The organism is Allobosea sp. TAF32 (assembly GCF_052113585.1).
Taxonomy (GTDB): Bacteria; Pseudomonadota; Alphaproteobacteria; order Rhizobiales; family Beijerinckiaceae; genus Allobosea.
In genome coordinates this window covers 890325-911981 of record NZ_JBFRDM010000001.1, presented here as the reverse complement: position 1 = coordinate 911981, position 21657 = coordinate 890325, and the positions used below count along the sequence as shown (strand labels likewise).

The following is a 21657-nucleotide window of genomic DNA, read 5'->3' as shown; positions in this document are numbered from 1 at the left end:
TTGTCATTGGCCGGATTGCCGCGCTTCATCAATGATTTGCACAGAGACAAACGCGGAGTCGGCCTCAAGGCCGGCCGGGTCGAGGGGCGATGAGTGAGGATCGGCAAGCCGGCCGGCTAAGCCGGGCGGATGTGGAAGGCGAGGCGCCTGCCTGGCAGGAGCCGGCTGCGCCGCCGCTCTCCGGCGAGTTGGTCGCACCCGACGCGCCCGGTCCGATCGTCCTCTCCGAGGTGCCGGGAGGTCGGAGGCAGGCCCTGCGCCGGCTGCGGCATTGGTGGCGCGGCGCGAGCCCCAATCTGCGGGGCTCGGTCTTCATGATCTCGGCCTTGTTGGTCTATGCGGTGATGGTCGCCGGCATCAAGCATGTCGGCCAGGCGATCCCGCTGGTGCAGATCCTGCTGATCCGGCAGGTGATCATGACCGCGATCCTGCTTGCCTTCGCGGCCGGCAGCCTGCGCCGGGCGCTGCATACGGAGCGTCTCGGCCTGCAGATTTTCCGCAGCGTGATCACGCTGCTCTCGATGCTTTGCGGCTTTACCGCCGTGGTCAAGATTCCGCTCGCCCAGGCGACGGCGATCGGCTTCAGCCAGGTTCTCTTCGTCACCATCGCCGCGGTCCTCGTGCTGAAGGAGGCGGTCGATGGCCGGCGCTGGGCTGCGACGATCATCGGCTTCATCGGCGTGCTGATCATGCTGCGACCGAGCAGCGACGGGCTCGATGTCTACGCCCTGCTCTCGGTCGCCGGGGCGGTGTTCGGCGCCGGCATCACCGTCAGCGTCCGCAAGTTGGCGGCGAGCGAGCGCACCGACACCATCCTGCTCTATCAGGGCATCGTGCTGATCGCCCTGCTTGCGGTGCCCTGCTGGCTCTGGTGGCAGCCGCCGACGCCGAACCAGTGGTTCTGGCTGGTCGTCCTCAGCGTGTTCGGCACTGCCGGGCAGTGGCTCATCACCCGCGCCTATCAAGTCGGCGAGGCGGCGGCGCTGGCACCGCTCGATTTCAGCCGCCTGCTGCTGGCGAGCTTCACCGGTTTCGTCTTCTTTGCCGAGATTCCGGCGCTCACCACCTGGATCGGCGCCGTCATCGTGATCGGGGCGACGCTCTATACCATCCGCAAGAACGCGCGCCCGCCGGTCTCGCCCGCCTCGGCCTGAGCGCCGGCCGGGCGGCTCGGGATTGCATCACCGGGGACCCGGCGCTAAATGTCAGCGCACGCCTCCTTCGCGTGCGTCGCCCGGGCACAAACCCTCGGGATTCCCGGCTCGAGCCGGCTAGAACGCCACCAGAGGCCAATCCGATGCGCATCGAGAACGACCCGAAGCTCGACTTCCGTGACGTACTGATCCGTCCGAAGCGCTCGACGCTCGGCAGCCGCGCCGAGGTCGATGTCGAGCGCAGCTTCCACCTTGCCCATACGGGCAAGGAGTGGAAGGGCTTCCCGCTGATCGCCGCCAATATGGACGTGGTCGGTACGATGAGCATGGCGCGGGCGCTGCTGAAGCACGGCGCCATGGTCGCGCTGCACAAGCACTACAGCGCCGAAGAGCTGATCGCCTTCTTCCGCGAGCCCGGATCGGCCAACGCCTTCTACTCGCTGGGCACGACCGACGCCGACCATGACAAGCTCAAGGCGGTCCACGCCCAGTCGCCGATCGGCAAGATCTGCCTCGACGTCGCCAATGGCTACACCGAGAAGTTCGTCGACACGGTCAAGGCGACGCGCGCCGCCTTCCCGAACGCCGCGATCATGGCGGGCAACGTCGTCACCGGCGATATGACCGAGGCGCTGATCCTGGCCGGCGCCGACATCGTCAAGGTCGGCATCGGCCCCGGCTCGGTCTGCACCACCCGCAAGATGACCGGCGTCGGCTATCCCCAGCTCTCGGCGATCATCGAATGCTCGGATGCCGCGCATGGGCTGAAAGGCCTGGTCTGCGGCGATGGCGGGCTGACCGTGCCGGGTGATGTCGCCAAGGCCTTCGGCGGCGGCTCCGATTTCGTGATGATGGGCGGCATGCTCGCGGGCCATGACGAATGCGAGGGCGAGATCCGCTACGAGGAGCGCGGCGGCGAGAAGGTGCCGGTCGCCATGACCTTCTACGGCATGTCCTCCGACACCGCGATGAAGAAGTATTCGGGCGGCGTCGCCAAATACCGGGCATCCGAGGGCAAGACGGTCGAGGTGCCCTATCGCGGTCCCGTCGCCGACACGATGCAGGAATTGATGGGTGGCGTGCGTTCGGCGATGACCTATATCGGCGCCGTCCGCCTGAAGGAGATGTCGAAGCGCACCACCTTCATCATGGTCGGTGCCCAGCTCAACACGGTGTTCGGCAACTGAGCCCTGCGGTTCAGGCCGGAATGGCCTGGGCCTTCGGCTGCTCGCGCATCAGGAACACCATCGCGCCCGCCATCAGCGCAAGGCCGACGGCGCTGAGCCAGACCGCGTCGTAGCGCGCGCTCATGTCGACGAGATAGCCGCCCATGAAGGCGCCAGCCGCCGCGCCGACCGAATGGCCGGCGGAGATCAGCCCATGGAGAGACCCATCACGCGCGGGCCTCCTGACAGCCTTCGACAGGGTTCAGGCGCCGCGCCGAAGCGAGCTCGTGCCGGGTGCTATCGCTTTCGGTGCGGCTGTTGCATAGTCGGCTTCCAATGCAGAAGGCCGCCAATGGCTTCGGGGAGACGGATATGACCATCAGAATTTTGAGCGTGGCGGGCGTGCTTGCCGCCGGAATCTCGCTTGCGCAGGCGCAGCAGCTCGCCCCGAGCCCGACGCTGGATGCGGTCAAGGCACGCGGCAATCTCGAATGCGGCGTGCATCTCGGCCTGCCCGGCTTCTCCTTCGCCAATGACAAGGGCGAGTGGACGGGTCTCGACGTCGACTACTGCAGGGCGCTTGCCGCCGCGGTGCTCGGCGATGCCACCAAGGTCAAGTACACCCCGACCTCGGTGCAGCAGCGCTGGCCGATCCTGCAATCGGGCCAGGTCGACGTGCTCTCCCGGAACTCGACCATCACCTTCTCGCGCAATGCCACGCTCGGCCTGAACTTCCAGGGCATCAACTTCTACGAGGGCCAGACCTTCGTCGTCCGCAAATCGACGGGCGTGAAGGAAGCCGCCGGTCTCGACGGCGCCTCGGTCTGCGTCGCCGCCGGCTCGACCGAGGAGAAGAACGCCGCCGACTGGTTCCGCGAACGCAACCTCAAGGTCACCATCACCAATTTTCAGAAGAACGACGACGCCATCACCGCGTATGATTCGGGCCGTTGCGATGCCTACACGGCCGGCGTCGGCGCCCTTGCCGGCCAGCGCGCCAAGCTCAAGAATCCCGACGAGCACATCATCCTGACCCAGCCGATCTCGAACGATCCGCAGGGACCCGTGACCCGCTGGGGCGACGAGCGCTGGCAGCTCATCGTCCGCTGGGTGCTCAACGGCACGATCGCGGCCGAGGCGCTCGGCGTCACCTCAAAGAACGTCGATGAGATGAAGGCGAACTCCAAGAATACGGAAGTGCGCCGCCTGCTCGGCGCCGAAGGTGGTTTCGGTGCGATGATGGGCCTGTCGAACGACTGGATGTACAATGCGATCAAGCAGGTCGGGAACTACGGCGAGAGCTATGAGCGCAATGTCGGTATGGGCTCCCCGCTGAAGCTCGAGCGCGGCCAGAACCAGCTCTGGACCAAGGGCGGCCTGCTCTTCACCCCGCCCTTCCAGTGAGAGCGGCTTGAAGCACGTCATGGTCGGGCTTTGACCCGACCATCTCGGAAACCAGCCTGAGCGTCACGAGATTCCCGGGTCAGCGCTTCACTTCGCCCGGGAATGACGCCCGCGACTCCCGATCGAGGCCGGCGTGAGCAGCTTCTTCTCTCTCATCAACGACAAGCGCGTCCGCGACTGGATCTACCAGATCGCCGTCGTCGTCTTCCTCGTCGGCATCACCATCTTCTTCGTGCGCAATGCCTCGGAGAACATGGTAAAGGCCGGCATCGCCTCGGGCTTCGACTTCCTCTGGCGGACTTCCGGCATCGAGGTACCCTTCGTCCTGACCGGCTATACCCAGGCCGACAACATCCTCGGCCTGTTCTGGGTCGGCGTCGCCAACACCATGCTGGTGACGGTGATCGCGATCGTGCTGGCGACGCTGCTGGGCTTCGTCGTCGGCATTGCCCGTCTCTCATCGCATTGGCTGATTTCGACCATCGCCGGCGCCTACATCGAGTTCGTACGCAACATCCCGCTGCTGTTCTTTGTGCTGTTCTGGTATTTCGGCGTCATCGCTGCGCTGCCTGCGCCGCGCCAGAGCATCAGCCTGTTCGGCGTCGCCTTCCTCAATAATCGCGGCGTGACGATCCCGCTGCCCGACGGGATGGAAAACTTCCGTATCGCCGGGCTCGTCATCCTCGCTTGCGTCCTCGTCTACGGGGCCTTTTCCGTCTGGGCGCGCCGGCGGCGGGAACGCACGGGCCAGCAGGCGCCGACATTGGCCGTTGGCCTCGCACTGCTGCTGGCCGTGCCGCTCCTGATGCTGGTTTGGGCCACGCTCGCGACGCGCTGGGACGTGCCGGTCCTGCGCGGCTTCAACTATCGCGGCGGCTTTGCCGTCATCCCCGAATTCGTCGCGCTGCTCGCCGCGCTTGTCACCTATACCGCCGGCTTCATCGCCGAGATCGTCCGCGGCGGTATCCAGTCGGTCTCGCATGGCCAGACCGAGGCCGGGTCGGCGCTGGGGCTACGCCCCGGCCAGATCCTGCGCCTCGTCACCATCCCGCAGGCGCTGCGGGTGATGATCCCGCCATTGACCAACCAGTATCTCAACGTACTGAAGAACTCCTCCTTCGGCGCGGCCATCGCCTATCCCGACGTGGTCAGCCTGTTCATGGGCTCGGCCCTGAACAATACCGGCCAGGCGATCGAAATCATCGCCATGACGCTCGCAGTCTATCTCGTCATCGGTCTTGCGGTGTCGGCGATCATGAACTGGTACAACGCCCGTATCGCCCTGGTGACGCGATGAACCGCGCCTCGTCCCTCTCCCTCTGGCGCGAGCGCCTGTTCGGCACGCCCTTCACCGGCTTCGTCAGCGTGGTGCTGGCGCTCGCGATCGCCTGGGTCGCGGTGCCCATCATCCGCTGGGCGCTGATTGATGCGACCTGGGTCGGCACGACGCGGGCTGATTGCGCGCCCGGCGGTGCCTGCTGGGTCTTCATCCGCGCCCGCTTCGGTCAGTTCATGTACGGGCTCTATCCCGTCGACCAGCGCTGGCGCGTCGATATCGCCGGCATCGCCTTCGTGCTCGGCATCGCCTCGGTCGTCTTGGCGCCGCAGCGGCTGAAGCTCAAGCTCGGCGTTGCCATGCTCGTGCTGCTGCCGCCGCTCGGCATCTGGCTGCTCTCCGGCGGTTTCGGGCTGCGCTACATCGAGACGCGCGAATGGGGCGGGCTGATGCTCACCCTGTTCATCTCGGTCTATTCGAGCCTGATCGCGATCCCGCTGGGTATCCTCTTCGCGCTTGGGCGCCAGTCGCAACTGCGCGTCATCCGCCTGATCAGCATCCTGTTCATCGAGTTCTGGCGCGGCGTTCCAATCATTGCGGTGATCTTCCTCGCCTCGCTGCTGTTGCCGCTGATCCTGCCCGGGGGCATCGGCATCGATCGGCTGGCGCGCGCCGTGATCGGGCTCGGCTTCGTCATCGCGGCCTATATGGCGGAAGCCGTGCGCGGCGGCCTGCAGGCGCTGCCGAAGGGCCAGCGCGAGGCCGCAACGGCGCTCGGCCTGAACTACTGGAAGGCGACCGGCCTGATCGTCCTGCCGCAGGCGCTACGCATCTCACTGCCGGCGATGACCAATGAATTCATCGCGCTGATCAAGAACACCACGCTGGTGCTGGTGGTCTCGATCCTCGACCTGCTCGGCATCGCCCAGGCCTCGCTCGCCGATCCCAACTGGGTCGGCATGAACATGGAAGCCTACGCCTTTTCGGGTGCGATCTACTGGCTGATCTGCTTCGCGCTGTCGCGCTGGAGCCGTTCGCTGGAGAACAAGCGCCGGCTCTGATGGGGGCTTTCTGAACCACGCAACAAAAAACCGGCCCGAAGGCCGGTTTTCTTTTTCTCGGAGATGGTTCTCCTGGATCAGGCCCGCACCTTGCTCCGGTCGCGCCGGCGGTCGGCCGCGGGCTGGTAGGCGATGCGCGAGTGGTAGCTGCAATAGGGCATGCCGGTCTGCGAGCGCCCGCCGCAGAAACGGAAATCCGGGCTCGTCGGGTCGCCCATCGGCCAGCGGCACATATACTCGCGCAGCTCCATGATGGTGACGCGCTCGGAGAACGGGATCACGACATCCTCGGAAGGCAAAGGTGCAGCCTCTGCCTCGATCTCGGCCTCGGGCGCGAATACCGGCGCCAGGGCGTGGGCGCCGCGCGTGGCATGGGTCGCCGGGGTCGCCATCGGGTGGCTGGGCGAGCGCGGCGGCGCTTTGCGGGGGGCGGCATTGCGCGGTGCGGCAGGCTGGGCCGCACTCTTGGCACGGCCCGAAAGGCCGAGACGGTGAACCTTTCCGATCACCGCGTTGCGTGTGACATTGCCCAGCTCGGCGGCGATCTGGCTGGCGCTCAGCCCGTCGCTCCAGAGCTTCTTGAGCAATTCGACGCGTTCGTCAGTCCATGCTCCGGCTTCGTTCATCCGCATCACCTGTCTTGTCCGGCCAGCCCTTGCGGGGCCAGCCTTTAAGGGCGCTTCGTGACGGAATCCGGGATCAACGGCCTTGCCACAGGGGCAATGCCGTTGCTGCCGCAACAGACGGTACAGGGGACGCCGCACGAAATGTCGTATCTGACAAGACCGACCATACAAGCTGCGGTGACTCGCGAACAAGAGTCGGCGAATCCGAAAACAGCTTTTCCCCAGACGATTCGCGATTGCGTCGTCAAGCGAATCCTTTCGGCAACACCGTAGCCGCCGCTTTGAATTGACAGTCCGGGCCGCCTTAAGCATATTTATCCACAAGGTGACGCCGCCCCGTTCGGGCGGCGCTTATGTTTGCGGAATCAAGGCCCGAACGATGCGGATGACGGCGCGACGAGAGTTCAGGAGTTGGGTGCGACGATAACGTCGTAACCGGGTCTTACCGTGGCTGCGCGCCTGCAGCATCCATCCCGGATCGTCGTTCTCAATTCAGCGCCAATCCGTTCTCACCCCGTCCCCTTCGCGAGGATCTTCGCCCCATGGCCCCCGCCCCTGCTTCCGCCAGCCAATCCGTGCTCGTGCCGACCTATGCCCGCGCGCCCGTCGCCTTCGAGCGCGGCGAAGGCCCCTGGGCGATCACGGCTGACGGCACCCGCTATCTCGATTTCGGCGCCGGTATCGCCGTCAACGCGCTCGGCCATGCGCATCCGCATCTGGTCAAGACATTGACCGAGCAGGCCGGCAAGATCTGGCACACCTCGAACCTCTATGGCGCGCCCGAGGGCGAGCGGCTGGCCCGCCGTCTCTGCGAGGCGACCTTCGCCGAGCGTGTCTTCTTCACCAATTCGGGCGCCGAGGCGAACGAGTGCGCCATCAAGATGGCGCGGAAATACCATGCCGCGAAGGGCCATCCCGAGCGCTATCACATCATCACCTTCGAAGGCGCCTTCCACGGCCGGACGCTGGCGACCATCGCCGCCGGCGGCCAGCAGAAATACATCGACGGCTTCGGCCCGAAGGTCGACGGCTTCGACCAGGTACCCTTCGACGACGAGAAGGCGTTGCGGGCCGCGATCACGCCGGAGACCGCCGCGCTGATGATCGAGCCGATCCAGGGCGAGGGAGGGCTGCGCTCCGTGCCGCCCCGCTTCCTCAAGCTGCTGCGCGAGCTCTGTGACGAAAACGGCCTGCTGCTGATCTTCGACGAGATCCAGACCGGCGTCGGCCGCACCGGGAAGTTCTTCGCTCATGAGATGTACGGCGTCACGCCCGACATCATGTCGATCGCAAAGGGCATCGGCGGCGGCTTCCCGATGGGCGCCTGCCTCGCGACGGAGGAAGCCGCCTCCGGCATGACGCTCGGCACCCACGGCACCACCTTCGGCGGCAACCCGCTCGCCATGGCGGTCGGCAACGCCGTGCTCGACGTGGTGCTGGCGCCGGGCTTCATCGAGAACGTCGGCAAGATCGCGCTCAGGCTGAAGCAGTCGCTGGCCGAGCTCAAGGACAAGCATCCCGATGTCATCGCCGATATCCGCGGCGAGGGGCTGATGCTCGGCCTCAAGCTCCACACGCCCAACACCGACTTCGTCAATGAAGCCCGGGCACAGGGCCTGTTGGTCGTCGGCGCCGGCGACAACGTCGTGCGCCTGCTGCCGCCGCTGATCATCACCGAGTCGGATGTCGCCGAGGCCGTGTCGCGGCTCGACAGGGCCGCCGGCGCCGTCGAGGCGACGCTGAAGCGCCCGGCCGCCGAATAAGTTCAACCCATCCACCCCGCGAAGCGAAGGAAGCGCCCGTGACGCGCCATTTCCTCGATCTCTCCGATTTCTCCGGCAGTGAGCTGCGCGCGATCCTGCGCGCGGGCGAGGAGATGAAATCGCGACGTCGCACACCGGCCGCCGCGGGGGATCGCCTGCTCGAAGGCAAGGTCATCGCCATGATCTTCGAGCAGCCCTCGCTGCGCACGCGCGTTTCCTTCGATGTCGGCATCCGTGAGCTCGGCGGTTCGCCGATGATGGTCGCCGGCCATGAGATCGAGCTCGGTGAGCGCGAGACCATTGCCGATACCGCCCGCGTCCTCTCGCGCTATGTCGATGCGATCATGATCCGTATCCTCGATCACGACTCGCTGGTGGAGATGGCGAAATACGCCACGGTGCCGGTGATCAACGGGCTGACCAAGCGCCAGCATCCCTGCCAGGTCATGGCCGATATCATGACCTTCCAGGAGCGCAAGGGCTCGATCCAGGGCAAGCGCATCGCTTGGACCGGCGACACCAACAACGTGCTGACCTCTTGGGTCCACGCCGCCGGACGCCTCGATTTCGAGCTCGCGATAGCAACACCCGAGGAACTCGCCCCGCCTCCGGCCCTGATCTCCTGGGCCAAGAAGCAGGGTGCGAAGCTCTCGCTGACCAGCCGGCCCGAGGAAGCGGTGGAGGGCGCCGACTGCGTCATCACTGATTGCTGGGTGTCCATGGGTGACGAGGAGGGCACGCGCCACAACCTCCTGCGGCCCTATCAGGTCGATGAGAGGCTGATGGAGCGCGCCGAGAAGGACGCGATCTTCATGCACTGCCTGCCGGCCTCGCGCGGCGAGGAGGTCACCGACCAGATCATGGACGGTCCGCAATCGGCGGTCTTCGATGAGGCTGAGAACCGGCTGCATGCGCAGAAGGGCATCCTCGCCTGGTGCTTCGGCGGAGTGGCGGCCTGATGGCCGCCGACGACACAGGCGTCACCGCGGGGCTCGACGACCGGGTCGTGCCCTTCGCCGTGCCCGATCTCGATGTGCGCGGCCGCGTGGCGCGGCTGGGCCCGTCGATCGACACGATTCTCGAGCGACACAACTATCCCGCGCCGGTCTCGCGCGTGCTGGGCGAGGCGGCTGCGCTGACCGTGCTGCTGGGCACGGCGCTGAAGTTCGAGGGGCGCTTCCAGCTCCAGACCAAGAGCGACGGCGCGATCTCGATGATGGTGGTCGACTTCAACGCGCCCGACAATTTCCGCGCCGTCGCCCATATCGACGAGGCGAAGCTTGCCCAGGCGATCGCGCTCGAGAAGCTTTCCACCGGCGAGCTGCTGGGCGAGGGCCACCTCGCCATGACGGTCGACCAAGGGACGACCACGACCCGCTACCAGGGCATCGTCGCGCTGAAGCGCCAGGGGCTCGAAGAGGCGGCGCATCAGTATTTCCGCCAGTCCGAGCAGATCCCGACCCGCGTGCGGCTCGGCGTCGGCACGGTCACGACCGGCGGCCGGCCGCAATGGCGCGCCGGCGGCATCCTCGTCCAGTTCATGCCGCATTCGCCCGATCGCCTGCGGGCCGCCGACATCCATCCCGGCGATGCGCCGGAGGGGCATGAGATCCTGAGCGGTGATCCCGACGGCATCAGCGACGACGCTTGGATGGAGGCGCGCTCGCTGGTGGAGACGGTCGAGGACCATGAGCTGCTCGACCCGATGCTGGAGAGCGAGCGCCTGCTCTACCGGCTCTTCCACGAGCGTGGCGCCCGCGTCTTCGAGCCGGTCCTCGTCCGCGAGGCCTGCCGCTGTTCGCGTGAGCGCGTGCTGGCGATGTTGCGCGGCTTTGCGCCCGAGGACCGCCGCGCGATGATCGCCGATGACGGGAAGCTCGGCGTCACCTGCGAGTTCTGCTCGCGGCGCTACAGTTTCGACCCGGCCGAGGTCGAGGACGGGTTGTCGGCGGGGCTTTGACGTCATGCTCGGGCTTGACCCGAGCATCGCATGACGAGAAGGCAGCGTTTCCCGAACCTCTCCGGTGGAAGATTCTCGGGTCCGCGCCGGGCGCGGCCCGAGAATGACGTCAGCTTCAGCCGTTCTGACACTCCGCCATCAGCTTTCGCATGAACGCCTCGCCGGCCTGGAGCTGCTCCAGCGTGATGTATTCGTCGGGCTGATGCGCCTGGTCGATCGAACCGGGCCCGCAGACCACGGTCGCCAGCCCCGCATGCTGGAAATGCCCTGCCTCTGTCGCATAGGCGACCGCGATGGTGTGGTTGCGCCCGGACAGGCGCATGGCGAGCCGCTCGGCCTCTGAGCCCGGCTCGGGCGCGAGCCCCGGCACATCCGAGGTCATTTCCGTCAAGATCGCCGCGCTCGGTGCGGTCGAGCGCATGCGCGCCTGAACCTTGTCCGACACGGTGGCAAAGCGGGCGGGGCCCGCCTCGGGATCGGAGGTCGGCAGGGTGCGGATCTCCCAGAGGATCTCGCTGTGATCGGCCAGGATGTTGCGGGCGATGCCGCCATGGAACGAGCCGATATGGACGGTGTCGTAGGGCGGGTCGAAGCGACCGCTCGCATCCAGCCTCTGCTTGGCGTCCTCGGCCATGTGGTCGAGCTCGGCTGCGAGCAGCGCCCCGGCATGGACGGCGCTGGCGCCGAGCTGCGGCTTGGAGGAATGCGCGGCGAAGCCCTTGATCACGGTCTGGAACGTCCTGACGCCCTTATGCGCGTCGCAGATGTCCAGCGAGGTCGGCTCCCCGACGATGACCGCGCGCGGCCGCGGCAGCGTCTTGCCCATCGCGGTGATGCCGTCGACGACGCCGAGGCAGGTCACCTCCTCATCATAAGACAGGAACAAGTGGATCGGCGTCTTGAGGTCGGCAGCGAGGAAATCCGGCACGAGCGCCAGCCCCAACGCGAGGAAGCCCTTCATGTCGACGGCGCCGCGGCCATAGGCGCGGCCGTTCTCGACATGCAGCGTGAACGGGTCGCGGCTCCAGGCCTGGCCGGTCACCGGCACGACGTCGGTATGCCCCGACAGCACGACGCCGCCGCGATCCTGCGGGCCGACGGTCGCGAACAGCGCCGTCTTGTCGCCCGCCGCATTCGGGAAGCGCACGGACGGCACGCCCCAACCGGCGAGATAATTCTCGACGAAATCGATCAGCGGCAGGTTGGATTTGTCGCTGACCGTGTCGAAGGCGACGAGGCGGGCGAGCATCTCGAGCGGCGTGTAGCGCTGCCCGGTTTGAGCGGAGGCGGTCAATGCAGAACCTTCTTCACATAAGGGGAGTCGAGCGGGAAGAGCGGCACTTCCACGTCGAAGATCGTGCCGCTCTCATCCTGCATGGCGTAGAAACCGTGCATCGAGCCGTCCGGCGTCGTCAGCGGGCAGCCTGAGGTATAGTTGAAGCTCTCGCCCGGTCTGAGCACCGGCTGCCTGCCGACGACGCCTTCGCCGCGCACCTCGTGCATCTCGCCGCGCCCGTCGGTGATGAACCAGTGGCGGGTCATCAATTGCACCGTCTGCGTCGAGAGATTCACGATCTCGATCGCGTAGGCCCAGAAATAGCGGCCCTGCGCATGTGAGGATTCCGCTTCCAGGAAGGATGGCGCCACGGTCACACGCACGCCGCGCGTCTGTGCCTGATACATCGTCGAGGCTCCGGCTGCAGCCTGTGACGACGTTTGCCGCCACGGTTCAGTTATCGGCCTGCCAGCGGCAGCGTCAATGCATCTGTGCCGTGATTCTGGCGTGGACAACCCTGTGGCTATTGCCCGCATGCGGTCCGCCGTGCTTGGCCTTTCAGGAGTGCTTCGCTAGCTATGATCGATTACCCCTGCGGACCTCGCATGTTGCCCTTCAAGCCCGGCATCCAGCCAGACAGCTCCATCCGCGCCTTCATCGAGCAGGGCGCGATCAGGCTTGCCCGGCCGCCGGCGGAAGGGCAGATTCAGCCCGCGAGCCTCGATCTGCGGCTGGGCGATCGTGCCTATCGTGTCCGTGCCAGCTTCCTGCCTGGCCCCGAGCGCACCGTGCGCAGCCGGATCGAGGATCTCTCGCTGCATGAGATCGATCTGACGCGCGGCGCGGTACTGGAAACGGACTGCGTCTACATCGCGGAGCTGATGGAAGGCCTGATGCTGCCCAAGGGGCTGCGCGCCGCCGCCAACCCGAAGAGCTCGACCGGCCGTCTCGACGTCTTCACCCGCGTCATCACCGACCGGGCTCGTGAATTCGATCTGGTCGAGGATGGCTATGAGGGGCCGCTCTTCATCGAGATCTCGCCGCGCACCTTCCCGGTGCTGGTACGTTCCGGCTCGCGGCTCTCGCAGATCCGCTTCCGCTCCGGTGAGACCTGGCTCGGTGACCGTGCACTCGAAGAGGTTCATGCCCGCGAGACGCTGGTCACGGCCGCTGAGCCCTCTTTCCAAGGCGGCGTCGCGGTCAGCGTCGACCTCTCGGGTTTCGACGGTTTGCTCGGCTATCGCGGCAAGCATCACACCGCACTGATCGATGTCGATCGCGTCGGCGCCTATCGCGCCGCCGATTTCTGGGAGCCGATTCCCGCCGACGGCTCGCGCAGCATGATCCTCGACCCCGGCCAGTTCTATATCCTGGCCTCCAAGGAGGCTGTGCACGTCCCGCCGGATTATGCCGCGGAGATGACGCCTTTCGATGCGCTCGTCGGCGAATTCAGGGTGCACTATGCCGGCTTCTTCGACCCCGGCTTCGGCCACAGCGCCGCCGGTGGCCAAGGCGCGCGTGCCGTGCTCGAGGTTCGCTCCCGCGACGTGCCGTTCATCATCGAGGACGGCCAGATCGTCGGACGGCTCGTCTACGAGACCATGGCGGCACGGCCGGAGGCGCTCTACGGCGCCGGCCTGAAATCGAACTATCAGGGCCAGGCCCTCAAGCTCTCCAAGCATTTCAAGGCCTGACCGGGACTGGGGCGGCGAACGCGCGATGCTTGACACGTCGTCTCAAGGCTGGTCCTTGCCCTGAGCTTCACGGCTGAAGACACTGGCTTGCTCGGAGGCGCGCAAGAATGCCCTCGCGTTTTCTCGTCACCGGCGGTGCCGGCTTCATCGGTTCGGCGGTTGTTCGGAAGCTGATCGGGGAGACCGAGCATCAGGTCTGCGTGGTCGACAAGCTGACCTATGCCGGCAATCTGGCATCGCTGGATCCTGTTGCAGGCAGCAACCGCTACCGCTTCGAGCAGGCGGACATCGGCGACGCCCTGCGGATGAAGGCGATCTTTGCCGATTTCGCTCCCGACGTGGTGATGCATCTGGCGGCCGAGAGCCATGTCGATCGCTCGATCGACGGACCGGCCGCCTTCATCGAGACGAATGTTGTCGGCACCTTCACGCTGCTGCAGGAGGCGCTGCGCCACTATCGGACGCTGCCGGTCGAGGACAAGGCGCGCTTCCGCTTCCACCATATCTCGACCGACGAGGTCTTCGGCTCGCTGGGCGCTGACGGCTTCTTCCGCGAAGATACGGCCTATCAGCCGAACTCGCCCTATTCGGCGTCCAAGGCGGCGTCGGACCATCTCGTGCGGGCCTGGCACCACACTTACGGCCTGCCGGTGGTGATGACCAATTGCTCGAACAATTACGGGCCCTATCACTTCCCCGAGAAGCTGATCCCGCTGATCATTATCAACGCGCTCGAGGGCAAGCCTCTGCCGGTCTATGGCAACGGGCTCAATGTGCGCGACTGGCTCTATGTCGACGACCATGCCGACGCCCTGCTCACGGTGGCGACCGCCGGCAAGCTCGGCGAGAGCTACAATATCGGCGGCCATAACGAGAAGACTAATATCGAGGTGGTGAAGGCGATCTGCGCCATCCTCGACGAGCTCAGGCCCGACCCGAAGGGTGCGCGCGAGCGCCTGATCTCCTATGTCACCGACCGGCCGGGCCACGACGCGCGCTATGCGATCGATGCAGGCAAGATCGGCCGCGAGCTCGGCTGGAAGCCGAAGCAGACTTTCGAGACCGGCTTGCGCCGCACCGTCGAATGGTATCTCGCCAATCCGAAATGGTGGGGCGACATCCGTTCCGGCATCTATCGCGGCGAGCGCCTCGGCGCGGCCTGAAGGGGAAACGGAAGCGATGCTGAGCGTCGAGGAAACGGCGATCCCTGCCGTCAAGGTCATCACGCCGAAGAAGTTCGGCGATCATCGCGGCTTCTTCTCGGAAACCTGGAGCCGCAAAGCCTTCGCCGAGGCTGGGCTCGATCTCGATTTCGTTCAGGACAACCAGTCGCTGTCGGCACCGGTGGGCACGCTGCGCGGGCTGCATTTCCAGTCGCCGCCCTTCGCGCAGGACAAGCTGGTGCGGGTGACGCGCGGCCGCATTCTCGACGTCACGGTGGACATCCGCGCCTCGTCCCCGAGCTTCGGCAGGCATGTCGCAGTCGAGCTCTCGGCCGAGAACTGGAAGCAGATCCTGGTCCCGACCGGTTTCGCGCATGGCTTCGTCACGCTCGAGCCGGATACTGAGGTGCTCTACAAGGTCACGGCACCCTATGCGCCCGAGAACGATCACGGGCTCGCCTTCGACGACCCGGCGCTCGGCATCGACTGGGGCGCGCCGCTGGCCTCGCTCACCCTCTCCGACAAGGACCGCAAGCATCCGCGCCTCGCCGAGATGCTGCGTTATTTCGACTGATGACACTCCGCATCGTCGTCACCGGCTGGGCCGGCCAGGTCGTCCGCGCCATGCTGGAACGCGTGCCCGTCGGCGCCGAGGTCATCGCGCTGCGCCGGCCGGACCTCGACCTCGCCATCCCCAGAACGGTCGCGCCAGCCCTGCGCGCAGCCCGGCCTGACGTCATCGTCAACACCGCCGCCTATACGGCCGTGGACCAGGCCGAGAGCGAGCCGGAGCTTGCCATGCGCGTCAACGGCGAGGCGGCTGGCGAGGCGGCCCGGGCCGCCTCGGCTCTCGGCGTTCCCGTGATCCAGCTCTCGACCGACTATGTCTTCGACGGCGCGCTCGACCGCCCCTATCGCGAGAACGACCCGACCGGGCCAATCTCGGCCTATGGCGCCAGCAAGCTCGCCGGCGAGCAGGCTGTCGCTGCGGCGACCGACAACCACGCGATCCTGCGCACAGCCTGGATCTACAGCCCCTTCGGCAAGAATTTCGTCAAGACCATGCTGCGCCTGGCCGAGACGCGCGACGAGGTCGGCGTCGTCGCCGATCAGCGGGGCTGCCCGACCAGTGCGCTCGACATTGCCGACGCGATCTTCGCCGTGGCACGCAATCTCGTCGAGCGGCCAGGCGAGGCTTCCCTGCGCGGCATCTTCCATATGGCAGCCCGGGGCGAGGCCGTCTGGGCCGATGTTGCCGAGGCGATCTTCGCCGAACAGGTGCGCCTGGGCGGCAAGTCGGTCGCGGTGAAGCGCATTGCGACGGCAGACTATCCGACGCCGGCGCGCCGGCCGGCGAATTCGCGGCTCGACTCGACGAAACTGGCAGTGACGCATGGCGTCGGCCTGCCGGAGTGGCAAGGCTCGCTTCGGGCTTGTGTCGAGCGGCTTCTCAAGGATCAGGACTAGACGATGAAGGGCATCATCCTAGCCGGCGGCTCCGGCACGCGACTGCATCCGATGACTCTGGCGATGTCGAAGCAGCTTCTGCCGGTCTACGACAAGCCGATGATCTATTATCCGCTGTCGACGCTGATGCTGGCCGGTATCCGCGAGGTGCTGATCATCTCGACCCCGCACGATCTGCCGCAGTTCCAGCGGCTGCTCGGCGATGGATCGAGCTGGGGCATGAGCCTCAGCTATGCGGAACAGCCTCATCCCGGCGGTTTGGCCCAGGCCTATCTGATCGGCGCGGACTTCGTCGGTGGCAGGCCGTCGGTGTTGATCCTCGGTGACAATCTCTATTATGGCCACAGCCTGCCTGAGATGATGGCCCGCGCAAGGGCGCGGACCCGCGGCGCGACGGTCTTCGCCTATCATGTGCGCGACCCTGAGCGTTACGGCGTCGTCGAATTCGACAAGACCGGCAAGGCGATCTCGATCGAGGAAAAGCCTCCCGTACCGAAGTCGAGCTGGGCTGTAACGGGCCTCTATTTCTACGACGGCCAGGTCGTCGACATCGCAAGATCCCTGAAGCCCTCGCCGCGTGGCGAGCTGGAGATTACCGACATCAACCGCATCTATCTGGAGCGCGGCGAGCTTTCGGTGGAATCCATGGGCCGCGGCTTCGCCTGGCTCGACACCGGCACCCCCGACAGCATGCTCGAGGCCGGCGAGTTCGTCCGCACGCTGGAAGCACGCCAGGGCCTGCGCATCGCCTGCCCCGAGGAGATCGCCTATCGCCAGGGATGGATTTCAAGCGTCCAGTTAAGAGTTCTCGGCGAGGAAATCGCTAAGAGCGATTACGGCCGCTACATCGTTCAGATCGCTGAAACGGGGGCATAGCTCGGCGGGCCAGGGCAACGGAGCCAGCAGCCGAAACGACGATTTGGGGGCGCCAAAAGCCGGTTCACACCGGTGCCGATTGCGCCGCCGAGAAGAAAAATACGGCGAGCGCCAGCAGGAAAGCGAAGCTGACGAAGCGAACGGGAGACATGGTGACCTGCGGCGGATGGAACGTTGCGCGGGACGATGCCGGCAAGCTCTGAAATCGCGATCAATTCGACAGGTAAAATTGCGTCGATTTGCATGGTTCCGGCCTTTGAGGCTGATGTTTTGGCTTTCGCCCCCTCCCGGAGGCACCCCGGCAACGCGAGATTTGTTGGCTTCGCCCCTCTGTCGGGATCGAAATCGCGTTTCGCGGGTTCATTCCTCGCGCTGCCAACCGGGCGCAAGGAGTAGGACATGATCACGATCAGGCACACCGCCGTTTCCCTCGCGGCCTTCATGATGTTGGCTCCGCCAGCCATGGCGCAGTCGGCGCGCTCGCTCGGGCCTTCCACGGGTTCCGTTCGCATCGAGCAGCTTCAGGCGGGCTTTATCGCCTCGGGCGAGGGAGGCGGCGGAACCTTGCGCTTCCGTGGCCGCTCCTATCCGATCACTGTCGGCGGTATCGGAATCGGTACGGTCGGCGCCTCCCGGACCGTCGCGACGGGGACGGTCTATGGGCTGCGCAATGTCTCCGACTTCCCCGGCGCTTATGTCCAGTTGAAGGAAGGCTGGGCCGTGGGCAATAAGGGAAGCGGCAATGTCTGGCTGCGCAACGACAAGGGCGTGACCCTGCGGCTCGCGACGCGTCGGGAGGGGCTTCAGCTTTCGTTTGGCGCCGACGGCGTGTTGGTCGCCTTCAAGCAATAGCCTCCATCGCGGGCTGGCACGGGTCGGCGAAGGTCATCTCGCGCATTTAGCCACTAGGCTTTTGCGCAGCCTCGGCTATGGTGCGGCCCGCTTTGTCGATGCTGTTGATCCCGTTTGTCGCTCTCTTCGCCGCCGCCTTCCTGGCGGCGTTGCTATGCGTTCGGCTGCGCCCGCTTCTGTTGCGCTATGCGCTGGCTCGGCCGAATGCGCGCTCAAGCCACAAAGTGCCGACGCCGCAGGGCGGGGGCCTCGCCGTGCTGATCGGAACCCTCTTGGCCTTGGCCGTGGCGCTCTGGCTCGGCCGGGCGGAAAGCGAAGCGTGGCGGACGGTGCTGATCCTCGGCTCGGCAGTCGTGGCGCTGGCCGTGGTCGGAGCCTGGGACGATATACGGCCCCTGCCGGCCAGCCTCCGTCTGGTGCTGCAGGCGGCCTGCGTCGGCTATGTGCTGTTTGGCGCCGCGCCTGGATTGCGCCTGTTTCCGGAGATCGTGCCGCTGGCGGTCGAGCGGGCGCTGGCCCTTCTGGCCGGAGTCTGGTTCGTCAACCTCGTCAATTTCATGGATGGGCTCGACTGGATCACCGTCGCGGGCATCGTGCCGCTCGCCGGCGCTCTCGCACTGGCGGGAAGCCTGGGCGCGATCGATCCGGTTACCGGTTGGCTGTCCGCTGCGCTCTGTGGCGGGCTGATCGGCTTCGCCCCCTTCAACAAACCGGTAGCCCGGCTGTTTCTCGGAGATGTCGGCTCGCTCCCGATCGGCCTCGTCACGGCCTATCTGCTCTACCGGCTCGCCGGGACCGGCGCCTTTGCCGCGGCGGTGATCCTGCCGCTCTACCACATCGCCGATGCCACCATCACGCTGCTGCGCCGGCTGGCGCGCGGCGAGAAGGTCTGGGAGGCGCATCGCTCGCATTTCTACCAGCAGGCGACGACGAACGGCTTCAGCGTGATTGCTGTGGTCCGCCGCGTCGCGCTCTTGAATGTCGCTCTCGTCGTGTTGGCTGGCATCTCGATCGCCTGGCCGCAGACCGGGGTCCAGCTAGGTTGCCTCGTTGCCGCCGGCCTGCTGACGGGTTTGCTGCTGCGCCGCTTTGCGGCGGGTCCGCGCCATGGCTAGCCCATTGATCCTCGTGACCGGCGCCAGTGGCTTCGTCGGCCCGCATGTCGTTGCAGCTCTGACGCAGGCCGGCTATCGCCTGCGTCTCGCCCAGCGCCGGCCCCATGATGTGCCACCCGGCGTCGAAACCATCCTGACGGGCGACCTGGCGGGGCCGATCGATTGGACGCCGGCGCTCGAAGGCGTCGATCACGTGGTCCATATGGCGGGCTTGGCCCACGCCGGGCCTGGCTTGGACGAAGCGCTCTACGCCCGCATCAACACCGAAGCGACGCTGGAACTGGCACAGGCGGCCGCGGTGGCCGGCGTGCGGCGCTTCGTCTACCTTTCCTCGATCAAGGCATTGTCCGGCGCTTTCGACGGGCCTCCCCTGTCAGAAACAGCGGAGCCTGTGCCCGGCGATGCCTATGGCCGTTCCAAGCTCGCGGCCGAACGAGGGCTCGATCAGCTCTCTCTCGATTGGGTGGCGCTGCGGCCGGTGCTGATCTATGGCCCAGGCGTCAAGGCCAACATGGCGGCATTGCTCAGGCTGGCAAGCCTGCCGCTGCCCCTCCCGCTTGGTGCCCTAAACGCGCCACGCTCCTTGCTCGCCGTCGAGAACATGGCCGATGCCGTCCGTTTCGCGTTGACGCCCGATTGCCCGGCAAGGCAGGCCTATGCGGTCGCCGACCCCGAGCCGATGAGCGTCGCCGACATGCTGGCGGCGTTGCGCTCCGGCCTCGGTCGTTCGCCGGGGCTGATTTCGGTGCCGGAATCGCTTCTCAGGCGGCTGGCGCGTCTCGCCGGGCGCGAGGAAACCTTTCTCAAGCTGGCAGGGAGCCTCGTCGCGCGGCCCGAGCGCCTGCTCAAGGCCGGCTGGCGGCCGCCTGTAGAGACGGGCGCGGCTCTGGCGCGCCTTGCTGCTGCGCCTCGCGCTGGCTGAAATCTGGGATCGCCTCTTCGAGCACTGCATTGGCCGCGCCACGGTCGTCGGCCTTGATCGCCGCTTCAAGCCGGGTCAGCCAGCCTTGCAGGCGGGCGCGGCCGGCGAAGATCGGCTTGGCGGCCATGACGCCGTCAAGCCCCGTTTCGGCCATCGGCTCGTCCCGGGCAAACAGGATTTCGTTCAGGCGTTCGCCGGGCCTGACGCCTGACACGATGATCTCGATATCCTCGCCCGGCTCGAAGCCGGCAAGGCGGATCATCCGCTCGGCCAGATCCATGATTCGCATGGGCTGGCCCATCTTGAGCACATAGACCGCCGCCCGCTCGGCATCCTGCCCGCCGACGGTGGCGTGCGACGCCGCGGTCAGCACGAGGTCGCAGGCCTCGCGGATCGTCATGAAATAGCGGATCATGTCGGGGCTGGTGACGGTGACGGGGCCGCCGCGCGCGATCTGCGCCTTGAATTTCGGCACTACGGAACCGACCGAGCCGAGCACATTGCCGAAGCGCACGGCCACGAGCCGCATGTCGGAGGCGGCGGCCACAAACTCGGCATCGCGCGACTGCGCATACATCTCGGCAAAGCGCTTGGTCGCGCCGAGCATGGAGACCGGCTCGATCGCCTTGTCGGTCGAGATCATCACGAAGGTCTTCGCCTGCGCCGCAACGGCGGCGTCGGTCACGTTCACCGAGCCGAAGATGTTGGTCTTGATGCCCTCGCTCCAATCCGCCTCGAGATAGGGGACGTGCTTAAGCGCGGCGGCGTGGATCACGATATCCGGCCGGAAGGCGACGAAGAGCGGGATGATGCGCTGGCGGTCTCGCACATCGGCCAGGACGCCCGAGACAGCCGTGTCCGGCGCCTGGACGGCCAGCTGCTCGGTAATCTGGAACAGGGCGGGCTCGGAGCTCTCGACGATCAGCAGTTCGGCGGCGCCGAAGGCGGCGCAGCGCAGGCAGATCTCCGAGCCGATCGAGCCGCCGCCGCCCGTCACGATCACCCGCTTGTCTTTGAGGAACCCGCCCAGCCGTTCGCGGTCGATGGCGACCGTCGAGCGCACCAGCAGGTCTTCGATTTCCAGCGGTGCAACCTCGGTGTCGCGCGCGCCCTCGCCGAGCGCCTCGATGCGCGAGATCGGCAGGGCGAGTTTACGGGTCCGGGCGAGCCATTTCTCCGGCTGCGCCTCCGGCAACAGCGCCGAGGGCGTGGCGACGATGCGGCGGAAGGCCTCGCCACGTTCGGCAGCCTCGGACGCGATTCCTTCGATGTCGGACAGCAGGCCGAGCACCGGGACGCCGCGGATCGACTGGCCGAGATCGTCGGGGCGGGGCGACAGAATGCCGGCAGGGCGTAGTCGCTTCATCGTTCCCGTCTCGATGGCGCGGATCACCATTTCGACTTCGACGCCGCGCCCGAGAATCAGCGTCGGCAGGGTCGCCTCGCGCCCTGCGCTGGAGCGCGACCGGGCATATTTCAGATAGCGATAGGCAAGGCGCGGTCCGCCCAGCAGCGAATTCTGGACGAGCCAGTAGAGGGCGATGGTGATTTTGCCGAAATAGAAATTGCCGTAGAAATTGGGCGCGACGAGCACATAGTCGACAGCCAGCAGCGAGACGGTGAGAACCGAGACGGCCTTGACGATATTCGACAGGTCCGGCAGCGAGGCGAAGCGCCACTTCGAGCGATAGAGCGAGAAGAACCAGTAGACCAGCCCGGCATAAGCCACGAAGAACGGCAGGAATCGCGGCAGATAGCGCAAATGCTCGTCGAGCAGCGCGCCTTCGAAGCGGACGACGAAGACGAGCCAGATCGCCAGCGCCGTCATCACGAGGTCGTGGACGACGACCGCCGTCTTCTTCAGATTCTGTTTGGGCAGGAT

At 66.2% G+C, this 21657-nt stretch carries 22 protein-coding genes; 16 read left to right on the top strand and 6 right to left on the bottom strand.

The features are described from left to right. Positions 1-89 precede the first annotated feature (89 nt). Both AB4Z16_RS04250 and AB4Z16_RS04245 read left to right on the top strand, forming a co-directional pair. Positions 90-1154, top strand: coding sequence for a DMT family transporter (locus AB4Z16_RS04250; protein ID WP_441510058.1), 1065 nt, complete (start codon positions 90-92; stop codon positions 1152-1154). Positions 1155-1297: 143 nt separating this feature from the next. Beyond that, positions 1298-2341 carry a GMP reductase gene (locus tag AB4Z16_RS04245; RefSeq protein WP_441510057.1) on the top strand — a complete coding sequence of 348 codons (1044 nt, stop codon included), beginning with the start codon at positions 1298-1300 and terminating at the stop codon, positions 2339-2341. A gap of 10 nt (positions 2342-2351) precedes the next feature. Here the strand turns inward: AB4Z16_RS04245 and AB4Z16_RS04240 are convergent, their stop codons facing one another. Next, the gene (locus AB4Z16_RS04240) at positions 2352-2486 is read right to left on the bottom strand and encodes a hypothetical protein (RefSeq protein ID WP_441510056.1); all 135 of its coding nucleotides are present in this window, start codon (positions 2484-2486) and stop codon (positions 2352-2354) included. Positions 2487-2692: 206 nt separating this feature from the next. Between AB4Z16_RS04240 and AB4Z16_RS04235 the strand changes: the two genes are divergently transcribed. The 3 genes from AB4Z16_RS04235 (at position 2693) to AB4Z16_RS04225 (ending at position 6061) form a co-directional block, all read left to right on the top strand. Beyond that, entirely contained in the window at positions 2693-3724 is a 1032-nt protein-coding gene (locus AB4Z16_RS04235) for an amino acid ABC transporter substrate-binding protein (RefSeq protein ID WP_441510055.1), read from the top strand. A gap of 133 nt (positions 3725-3857) precedes the next feature. Next, positions 3858-5021 carry an amino acid ABC transporter permease gene (locus AB4Z16_RS04230; protein WP_441510054.1) on the top strand — a complete coding sequence of 388 codons (1164 nt, stop codon included), beginning with the start codon at positions 3858-3860 and terminating at the stop codon, positions 5019-5021. Then, positions 5018-6061, top strand: a complete 1044-nt coding sequence (locus AB4Z16_RS04225; RefSeq protein ID WP_441510053.1) for an amino acid ABC transporter permease — start codon at positions 5018-5020, stop codon at positions 6059-6061. Before AB4Z16_RS04230 ends, AB4Z16_RS04225 begins: the two co-directional genes overlap by 4 nt. A 77-nt stretch (positions 6062-6138) precedes the next feature. Here the strand turns inward: AB4Z16_RS04225 and AB4Z16_RS04220 are convergent, their stop codons facing one another. Next, positions 6139-6687, bottom strand: a complete 549-nt coding sequence (locus AB4Z16_RS04220) for a GcrA family cell cycle regulator (RefSeq protein WP_441510052.1) — start codon at positions 6685-6687, stop codon at positions 6139-6141. 542 nt (positions 6688-7229) lie between these two features. Between AB4Z16_RS04220 and AB4Z16_RS04215 the strand changes: the two genes are divergently transcribed. From AB4Z16_RS04215 to AB4Z16_RS04205, 3 genes are read left to right on the top strand one after another with little or no spacing between them, the layout of a single operon-like run. Then, positions 7230-8450 (top strand): aspartate aminotransferase family protein, encoded by a 1221-nt coding sequence (locus AB4Z16_RS04215; protein ID WP_441510051.1) that lies wholly within the window; start codon positions 7230-7232, stop codon positions 8448-8450. A gap of 38 nt (positions 8451-8488) precedes the next feature. Further along, complete coding sequence (argF, locus tag AB4Z16_RS04210) at positions 8489-9409, top strand: ornithine carbamoyltransferase (protein WP_441510050.1); 921 nt, start codon at positions 8489-8491, stop codon at positions 9407-9409. Further along, positions 9409-10410, top strand: coding sequence for an Hsp33 family molecular chaperone (locus AB4Z16_RS04205; RefSeq protein ID WP_441510049.1), 1002 nt, complete (start codon positions 9409-9411; stop codon positions 10408-10410). Before argF ends, AB4Z16_RS04205 begins: the two co-directional genes overlap by 1 nt. 115 nt (positions 10411-10525) lie before the next feature. Here AB4Z16_RS04205 and argE read toward each other — a convergent pair whose 3' ends face one another. Beyond that, a complete protein-coding gene (gene argE / locus AB4Z16_RS04200; RefSeq protein WP_441510048.1) occupies positions 10526-11704 on the bottom strand; it encodes an acetylornithine deacetylase in 1179 nt (392 codons plus the stop codon). Further along, positions 11701-12093: a Co2+/Mg2+ efflux protein ApaG gene (apaG, locus tag AB4Z16_RS04195; RefSeq protein WP_441510047.1), complete on the bottom strand. Its 393-nt coding sequence runs from the start codon at positions 12091-12093 to the stop codon at positions 11701-11703. The genes argE and apaG overlap by 4 nt, the downstream gene beginning before the upstream one ends. Before the next feature lie 198 nt (positions 12094-12291). Between apaG and AB4Z16_RS04190 the strand changes: the two genes are divergently transcribed. The 5 genes from AB4Z16_RS04190 to rfbA all read left to right on the top strand — a co-directional run bounded on the left by AB4Z16_RS04190 (position 12292) and on the right by rfbA (position 16886). After that, positions 12292-13380: a 2'-deoxycytidine 5'-triphosphate deaminase gene (locus AB4Z16_RS04190; RefSeq protein ID WP_441510046.1), complete on the top strand. Its 1089-nt coding sequence runs from the start codon at positions 12292-12294 to the stop codon at positions 13378-13380. A gap of 107 nt (positions 13381-13487) precedes the next feature. Then, complete coding sequence (gene rfbB, locus AB4Z16_RS04185) at positions 13488-14543, top strand: dTDP-glucose 4,6-dehydratase (protein WP_441510045.1); 1056 nt, start codon at positions 13488-13490, stop codon at positions 14541-14543. A gap of 16 nt (positions 14544-14559) precedes the next feature. Next, the gene (gene rfbC / locus AB4Z16_RS04180; RefSeq protein WP_441510044.1) at positions 14560-15117 is read left to right on the top strand and encodes a dTDP-4-dehydrorhamnose 3,5-epimerase; all 558 of its coding nucleotides are present in this window, start codon (positions 14560-14562) and stop codon (positions 15115-15117) included. Next, positions 15117-16010, top strand: coding sequence for a dTDP-4-dehydrorhamnose reductase (gene rfbD / locus AB4Z16_RS04175; RefSeq protein ID WP_441510043.1), 894 nt, complete (start codon positions 15117-15119; stop codon positions 16008-16010). Before rfbC ends, rfbD begins: the two co-directional genes overlap by 1 nt. A gap of 3 nt (positions 16011-16013) precedes the next feature. After that, entirely contained in the window at positions 16014-16886 is an 873-nt protein-coding gene (gene rfbA, locus AB4Z16_RS04170) for a glucose-1-phosphate thymidylyltransferase RfbA (protein ID WP_441510042.1), read from the top strand. On the opposite strand, the gene AB4Z16_RS04165 is transcribed toward rfbA, so the two are convergent. Next, positions 16862-17287, bottom strand: a complete 426-nt coding sequence (locus AB4Z16_RS04165; RefSeq protein WP_441510041.1) for a hypothetical protein — start codon at positions 17285-17287, stop codon at positions 16862-16864. The genes rfbA and AB4Z16_RS04165 overlap by 25 nt on opposite strands. Between AB4Z16_RS04165 and AB4Z16_RS04160 the strand changes: the two genes are divergently transcribed. From AB4Z16_RS04160 to AB4Z16_RS04150, 3 genes are all read left to right on the top strand, one after another. Beyond that, a complete protein-coding gene (locus AB4Z16_RS04160) occupies positions 17286-17738 on the top strand; it encodes a hypothetical protein (protein ID WP_441510040.1) in 453 nt (150 codons plus the stop codon). The genes AB4Z16_RS04165 and AB4Z16_RS04160 overlap by 2 nt on opposite strands. Before the next feature lie 98 nt (positions 17739-17836). Then, entirely contained in the window at positions 17837-18853 is a 1017-nt protein-coding gene (locus AB4Z16_RS04155; protein ID WP_441510039.1) for an MraY family glycosyltransferase, read from the top strand. Next, positions 18846-19775, top strand: coding sequence for an NAD-dependent epimerase/dehydratase family protein (locus tag AB4Z16_RS04150; protein ID WP_441510038.1), 930 nt, complete (start codon positions 18846-18848; stop codon positions 19773-19775). The genes AB4Z16_RS04155 and AB4Z16_RS04150 overlap by 8 nt, the downstream gene beginning before the upstream one ends. On the opposite strand, the gene AB4Z16_RS04145 is transcribed toward AB4Z16_RS04150, so the two are convergent. Next, positions 19699-21654 carry an SDR family NAD(P)-dependent oxidoreductase gene (locus AB4Z16_RS04145; RefSeq protein ID WP_441510125.1) on the bottom strand — a complete coding sequence of 652 codons (1956 nt, stop codon included), beginning with the start codon at positions 21652-21654 and terminating at the stop codon, positions 19699-19701. The genes AB4Z16_RS04150 and AB4Z16_RS04145 overlap by 77 nt on opposite strands. Positions 21655-21657 lie beyond the last annotated feature (3 nt).

Coding starts and splice junctions, on each gene's coding strand:
- AB4Z16_RS04235 (WP_441510055.1), top strand. CDS start 2,693: ATGACCATCAGAATTTTGAGCGTGGCGGGCGTGCTTGCCGCCGGAATC.
- rfbC (WP_441510044.1), top strand. CDS start 14,560: ATGCTGAGCGTCGAGGAAACGGCGATCCCTGCCGTCAAGGTCATCACG.
- AB4Z16_RS04150 (WP_441510038.1), top strand. CDS start 18,846: ATGGCTAGCCCATTGATCCTCGTGACCGGCGCCAGTGGCTTCGTCGGC.
- AB4Z16_RS04155 (WP_441510039.1), top strand. CDS start 17,837: ATGCTGTTGATCCCGTTTGTCGCTCTCTTCGCCGCCGCCTTCCTGGCG.
- apaG (WP_441510047.1), bottom strand. CDS start 12,093: ATGTATCAGGCACAGACGCGCGGCGTGCGTGTGACCGTGGCGCCATCC.
- AB4Z16_RS04160 (WP_441510040.1), top strand. CDS start 17,286: ATGATCACGATCAGGCACACCGCCGTTTCCCTCGCGGCCTTCATGATG.
- AB4Z16_RS04190 (WP_441510046.1), top strand. CDS start 12,292: ATGTTGCCCTTCAAGCCCGGCATCCAGCCAGACAGCTCCATCCGCGCC.
- AB4Z16_RS04240 (WP_441510056.1), bottom strand. CDS start 2,486: ATGGGCGGCTATCTCGTCGACATGAGCGCGCGCTACGACGCGGTCTGG.
- AB4Z16_RS04250 (WP_441510058.1), top strand. CDS start 90: ATGAGTGAGGATCGGCAAGCCGGCCGGCTAAGCCGGGCGGATGTGGAA.
- AB4Z16_RS04245 (WP_441510057.1), top strand. CDS start 1,298: ATGCGCATCGAGAACGACCCGAAGCTCGACTTCCGTGACGTACTGATC.
- rfbD (WP_441510043.1), top strand. CDS start 15,117: ATGACACTCCGCATCGTCGTCACCGGCTGGGCCGGCCAGGTCGTCCGC.
- AB4Z16_RS04205 (WP_441510049.1), top strand. CDS start 9,409: ATGGCCGCCGACGACACAGGCGTCACCGCGGGGCTCGACGACCGGGTC.
- AB4Z16_RS04215 (WP_441510051.1), top strand. CDS start 7,230: ATGGCCCCCGCCCCTGCTTCCGCCAGCCAATCCGTGCTCGTGCCGACC.
- AB4Z16_RS04165 (WP_441510041.1), bottom strand. CDS start 17,287: ATGTCCTACTCCTTGCGCCCGGTTGGCAGCGCGAGGAATGAACCCGCG.
- rfbA (WP_441510042.1), top strand. CDS start 16,014: ATGAAGGGCATCATCCTAGCCGGCGGCTCCGGCACGCGACTGCATCCG.
- rfbB (WP_441510045.1), top strand. CDS start 13,488: ATGCCCTCGCGTTTTCTCGTCACCGGCGGTGCCGGCTTCATCGGTTCG.
- AB4Z16_RS04220 (WP_441510052.1), bottom strand. CDS start 6,687: ATGAACGAAGCCGGAGCATGGACTGACGAACGCGTCGAATTGCTCAAG.
- AB4Z16_RS04225 (WP_441510053.1), top strand. CDS start 5,018: ATGAACCGCGCCTCGTCCCTCTCCCTCTGGCGCGAGCGCCTGTTCGGC.